Source organism: Chroococcidiopsis sp. (genome assembly GCF_051657925.1).
Classification (GTDB): domain Bacteria; phylum Cyanobacteriota; class Cyanobacteriia; order Cyanobacteriales; family Chroococcidiopsidaceae; genus Chroococcidiopsis.
This window is the reverse complement of the sequence record NZ_JBOFLP010000296.1, coordinates 1-6,313: the sequence shown is the minus strand read 5'-3', so window position 1 is coordinate 6,313 and position 6,313 is coordinate 1. Positions and strand designations below refer to the sequence as shown.

Annotated in this window: 4 protein-coding genes; 3 read left to right on the top strand and 1 reads right to left on the bottom strand. The window is 44.0% G+C overall.

What is annotated here, in order from left to right:
- A partial coding sequence (locus tag ACRC32_RS24140) for a CHASE2 domain-containing protein (protein ID WP_438556358.1) occupies window positions 1-1,163 on the bottom strand: 1,163 nt, incomplete at its 3' end.
- Window positions 1,164-1,722: 559 nt separating this feature from the next.
- Between ACRC32_RS24140 and ACRC32_RS24135 the strand changes: the two genes are divergently transcribed.
- From ACRC32_RS24135 to ACRC32_RS24125, 3 genes are all read left to right on the top strand, one after another.
- Entirely contained in the window at window positions 1,723-2,247 is a 525-nt protein-coding gene (locus ACRC32_RS24135) for a LabA-like NYN domain-containing protein (RefSeq protein WP_039714205.1), read from the top strand.
- A gap of 132 nt (window positions 2,248-2,379) precedes the next feature.
- On the top strand, window positions 2,380-3,981 hold the full coding sequence (locus ACRC32_RS24130; protein WP_438556357.1) for a 2-isopropylmalate synthase: 1,602 nt from the start codon (window positions 2,380-2,382) through the stop codon (window positions 3,979-3,981).
- 230 nt (window positions 3,982-4,211) lie between these two features.
- Window positions 4,212-6,313 (top strand): hypothetical protein (locus tag ACRC32_RS24125; RefSeq protein ID WP_438556356.1); only part of this gene is annotated, 2,102 nt, incomplete at its 3' end.

The window sequence follows — 6,313 nt, the reverse complement described above, 5'->3', positions numbered from 1 at the left end:
GTCCATCCTAGTTGAGATCTGAAGCACTGAGTTTTTGCTAGCACAATTGTCGTTCCAGCGCCTAATAGCAACACCAACAACCCCTGAAAAAAAGGATTGGGAATTGCTAAGGCGACGGCTCTTTGCTGTAACCGCGTGGCGATCGCATTGGCTTGAATTTCTACTCCTGGCATCGGTTTGGGATAGAACCAACTGTAGGAAAAAGGTGTTTTGTGAAAGTCTTGCAGCGAAGCAGCTGTTGCTCCAACAATCACGATCTTGTTCTGAAAATAACGCCCCTGTTGCAAGTACGTGTTCCAATTATCGGCATCGAGGACGTGCCAAAAAGGAATATATTCAAACGTTCCCGCAGGTCCGTAGAAATAAATGCGATCGCCTTTAGTGGAAGTAGGGGCGCACATCTGTGCGCCCCTACAATTACGAATTGAAGATGCCACCGCTTGCTCAAAAGAGGGCATTTCTACCCCCATAGCTGCATAATTATCGAATTGCTGTCGATCTTTTGTTGCCAAACTTAAAGGAAATTCGCTAGAAAATCTGTGAATTTTACCATCTAACTCTAGGGGGAAATTGACAAAACCAACCGACATTGGCTTTGTCCACAAGAAACGAATCGGTTTGGTGAGTTGAATGATAATACCTTGGCGCAATTGTGATTGCTCGTACTCCGCTGCTAGGGTAACTCTGCCAGCATAGCGTTGTAACACTCTCCCAAATTCGCGATCGTCTGCACTTCCATAGCTGCTAGGGGATGCAAAGACTATGTCTAAAGCAACAGCACGCGCTCCTGCTATCATTAATCGCTCGATCGCTTGAGCGTAAGCAATTCGCTGCCAGGGCCAAGCTTGCAAGGGCTTGAGAGCAGCATATTGTTGAGGGTTAGTTTGATAGTATTGTTGAGGAATTGATAAAGATTGCTCGTCAATTGTCAGGATAACAATATCCTCTGGTGGTACAACAGCACCTCGAATTTCAAAAAAGAGCGCCTGGGTTTGGTACTCCATCATTTGTACTAATGTCCCATTAGTGGCTGTAGCTACTGCCGCAGCTACTCCCCAAAATCCGGCTATGAGTTGCTCCCAGCGGAAGTATCGGAAAAACTGACTCTTCTGAAGCAGCGATGGTATCTTTTGTACATCGGACAGTGTACGATCTTGTCCCATATAGTTATGTCAGACTGGGAGTTAGAGGATAGAGACAGTTAACAAGGAGCTTCCAACAAGGGAACTTTCAAGTTGTGACTAGTTGCCATACACTAAACCACACAATCAAACTCTACCGATCGCCCTAGTTTCTTTTTTGACTGTCTGACCCTACTAGTTAGAGTTCCCTATCTAGGGAGAAAACCTGTCTCATCCAATTGGAATTTATGAGAATTTTACGCGCAATGTGGCATTTTCTGCGATCGCCAGCTGTCTATAGTGACAACTACGTTCGGTCTGAACTGTGGAAACTACCAACCAACTGATAAAATTAACTGCGAATTTAGTTAATTTAAAGGTAGATGTTAAAAATAGGTGTTGCGCTTAAGCTAACCTGGTAAAGGTTTAGCAAGCATGGTTGAACTTCCCAGACGAGATTCTCACTAAAACTTAGGAAGGATAAATGTAAAATCGATTGAGATCCATAACATACAATTCATAAAGTGATGCATAAAAAATTGTTATAATTGAGAATTCGGCGTTAAAGAGTTTTTGGAAAATTTCTAGGTATTAAGTTTCTATGCCTTGTTCTATGATGAACCGTCTGTCTATATTTGTAGACGGGAACAATATGTTCTACGCACAACAGAAAAATGGTTGGTTTTTCGATCCGAGAAGGGTGCTGGAGTACTTTAGGAAAGAGCAGCCAGATACAGTACTAATTAACGCTTTTTGGTACACTGGGTTGAAAGATCCTCAAGATCAAAGGGGTTTTCGGGATGCACTCATTAGTTTGGGATACACCGTTCGCACTAAAATTTTAAAAGAGTACTACGACGATACCTCAGGTCGCTATTCGCAAAAAGCGAACTTGGATATAGAAATTGTAGTAGATATGTTTAATACAGTAGATCAGTACGATCGCGTAGTTTTATTTAGCGGTGACGGAGATTTCGAGAGAGCTATAGAATTATTAAGGTCAAAAAATACTCATATTACAGTTGTATCTACAGAAGGAATGATTGCCAGAGAGTTACGGAATGCTACCGATCGCTACATCGATCTAAATGATATTAGAGAATCCATTGAAAAAGCTGATTATTAGATAAAAGTGGAGAAGCAGCGGGCGGTGAAGCGTCTTCGCGCCGCATTAGCTGTGACGTAGTGCGTGATGCGTGGTGCGTGTTTTTTATACGATTACTAATAGCTAAAACAGGGATAAATGTCTGGTAAATCTATGGACAATCAATTGGGAACAGAGCGGGTCATAATTTTCGATACTACGTTGCGGGATGGCGAACAGTGTCCAGGGGCAACGCTGAATGTCGATGAAAAATTAGCGATCGCCCGTCAACTAGCTCGCTTGGGAGTAGACGTGATTGAGGCAGGTTTTGCCTTTGCTAGTCCTGGCGATTTTGAGGCAGTGACAAGAGTTGCTAAAGAAGTCGGGACGATTGACGGACCGATCGTTTGTAGTTTGGCAAGGGCAATTAAAGCTGACATTAAAGCCGCAGCCGAAGCCCTTAAGCCAGCCGCTAAAGGCAGAATTCATACATTTATTTCCACATCAGATATTCACTTAGAATATCAGTTGAAAAAATCGAAAGCCGAAGTCTTAGCGATCGCTGAGGAAATGGTGGCTTACGCTAAGTCTTTTATGGACGATGTGGAATTCTCAACTATGGATGCTACCCGCACCGATCCAGAATACTTGTATCAAGTTTTGGAACGGGCGATCGCGGCTGGAGCAACGACGATTAATATCCCCGATACTGTTGGTTACACGACTCCGAGCGAATTTGGGGCATTAATTAGAGGCATTAAAGAAAATGTTCCTAACATCGATTGCGCCATTATTTCCGTCCACGGTCATAATGATATTGGTTTAGCCGTTGCCAACTTTCTCGAAGCTGTGAAAAATGGGGCAAGACAGCTAGAGTGTGCCGTCAACGGCATTGGCGAACGGGCTGGGAATACAGCGCTAGAAGAAATCGTGATGGCGCTGCACGTCCGCAGGCAATACTTTAACCCCTTTTTAGGTCGTCCGGCAGAATCAGAAGCACCGCTAACTAATATCGATACGCGGGAGATTTACCGCACTTCTCGCCTAGTTTCCAACCTGACAGGAATGCTAGTGCAGCCGAATAAGGCAATTGTCGGAGCAAATGCTTTCGCTCACGAATCCGGCATTCACCAAGATGGTATTCTCAAAAATAAGCTCACCTATGAGATCATGGATGCCGAGTCAATTGGTTTAACCAATAATCAAATCGTCTTAGGCAAACACTCCGGTCGCCATGCTTTTAGTTCGCGCTTGCAGGAATTGGGCTTTAACCTGTCAGAAACAGAATTAAACAAAGCTTTCTTACGGTTTAAAGACTTAGCGGATAAGAAAAAAGATATTTCCGACTGGGATTTAGAGGCGATTGTCAACGACGAGATCAAGACGACTCCAGAAGTCTTTCATTTAGAATTAGTCCAAGTATCTTGTGGCGATTGCACTCGTCCGACTGCAACTGTTACCTTACGGACTCAAGATGGTGAAGAACTCACCGATGCAGCGATCGGAACGGGACCCGTGGATGCTATATATAAGGCGATCAATCGGGTGGTGAACGTCCCCAATCAGTTAATCGAATTTTCCGTCCAGTCCGTGACGGCGGGAATTGATGCAATCGGGGAAGTCACGATCCGACTGCGTTACGAAGATAAAGTCTATTCCGGTCATGCAGCGAATACAGACATTATCGTTGCTTCTGCCCAGGCATACGTCAATGCCCTGAATCGTCTTTATGCGGCATTGCAGCATCAACAACAGCGCGATCGCTCGTTAGCATAGCATAGTTTTAGATCCCCTCATCCCCCCTTCACAAGGGGGGCAACACGAGATCCCCCCATCCCCCCCTTCACAAGGGGGGCAACACGAGATCCCCCCATCCCCCCTTCACAAGGGGGGCTAATAGTAAGTAGGGTGAGCAGCGCTCACCTTTACTGTAGGTTGAAGCTAATAATAAATAGGGTGGGCAACGCCCACCTTTACTGTAGGTTGAAGATTGCTTTCGATTAAATATGCCCACCGTCCGGCTTCGACATTCAGTCAATTGGCATTCAGTCAATTTGAGCTTGTTTGCCTTGTTAGTACTGCTAACCGCGATCGCCACAGTACTATATACATCTAGCGAACGTAACTTTCATTGGTGGATCGATTGGTATTACAAAACTATCGAGGTTGCTAATGCCTTTCGTCAATCTCCATCCGCAGGTATTAGCAACTTTTTGCAATCGCTAGGAACAGAACGAAATAAAATCTACACTCTGCCATTAGTACCACTTATCCTACTATTTGGTGAGTCGCGATCGGTTTATCAAATCGGTTTAGCACTCATTTATTTACTGCCTTTTTCTCTGGTGATGGGAGGTTTGGGGACGCGGTTGATTTCAGTCAATTCTCTGGCTGTTTTTTGGTCGACAGCAATTTTCAGCTTATTAATTCCTATCAATTGGATACCAACTTTTCTTGGCATTCCAGATACGGGAGGAGCTGTACTAATTGGTTTAGCGGTTTGGATCTACTTGCAAGATATGAGACTTAAACGCTGGTGGCGCGTACCAGTAATTGGAGTTTTGTTGGGATTGGCGATTCTCTTTCGTCGTCATTTTACTTACGGAGCGATCGCTGTTTTAGTTGCAATGTCTCTGCAAGCATCAATCTTTTTCTTGACGACTAAACGTATAAAACCACAACTAGCGTGGCAGAAATTACGGCAAGTTGCAGTAAAGATTGGTTTAATTGCCATCATTTGTTTTTTCACGATCGCGGCGATCGCTTGGCAGTTTACTTATAACGCGCTGGTTACAGATTATCGAGGACTGTATGCTTCTTGGAGTTTCCCAATTAATACAATTGTCGAACTCTACGCTGCTTATTTTGGATGGGCAACGCTGATACTTGCCGCGATCGGATTTTTAGCTGGAATTTTGTCTCGTACCTTATATCTCCCGGCATTTAGTTTCATCTGGCTATTTGGCGTAGTCTCGACAGTAGAATGGTTGATTCTCTTACGCTATGCCAACGTGTTTTATTGCCTCCATCTAACCCCAATTGTGGTACTGGGGTTAGCTAGCGGTGTTTGGACAGCTTACTTAAGACTCAAGGGAAAATTTCGTCATCTTGCTTTAGGCATAGTTGTTTGTTATCTTGCGAGTAACTTAGCGATCGCCCTCACGCCCATTGGCAATTTTCAGCATTCACTCCGTTCCCTATGGACGCTGAATATTCCTCCCTTAGTTCGGGCAGATTACGATGAGGTGATTCGGTTAGTCGCTTACTTACGTCAAATGGCGACTAATAAACACCCAATTTATATTGTTGGTTTCCAGCGGTTGCAGCTTAATAGTGGTATGGTGCGGGCAGTCGAACGTAGTGCATATAAACAAAACGAGCGAGATAATTTACTGTTGCTAGGCGTGCCTCAAGTTGATTCTCAAGATTTTTATCCTGTAGAAAGACTTTTACAAGCAGAGTATGTCGTTATTCCTCACCCATTACCAAATTTTGAGAGTGACTTTACCAAAGTTCCAGTCGTAGGAGAGTGGCTACCTCTCAAAGAACATGATGTTGTTACAGTTGTCTCTGATGCTTTTCGGCAAAATTGGGAAATAGCCAAAGATTTTCAGCTTTTACCCGTAAAGTTTCGCTTAGCTGATGGTGCTGTTGTGAGTATTTATCGGCGTTTGCGTCCTACTTCCATAGAAACGGCAATCCACACCCTTGCCACCATGCAACAGAGAATTGGGCAGCGTCCTGGGGGACAGTTGGATTGGATGAGTTTGAGTCATCTATGGCAAGACAACAAAGTTACTAAAAACATCACCCGTACCTATAGATTACTAGCGTATGCCGTCCGAGAAAGAGGAATACAACCAATATCGTTCTTGTATTTGGGAACTTTAACCAACCGCACCCAAGTCACAGGTAAAGTGACTCTATTTGGCAAAACCTGTCATGGTGCTACGCTCACTATAGAAATGAGCGATCGCCAAGGTCAACTCGTCAGCGCGATCGCATCGCAATCTTTTACCAATAAATCTCACAAACTTCAAGTATCATTGGCTAGTCAAAACCCCCAGCCAGCTTATTTATTATTAAATGTTCAAACTAGCGATAAAAA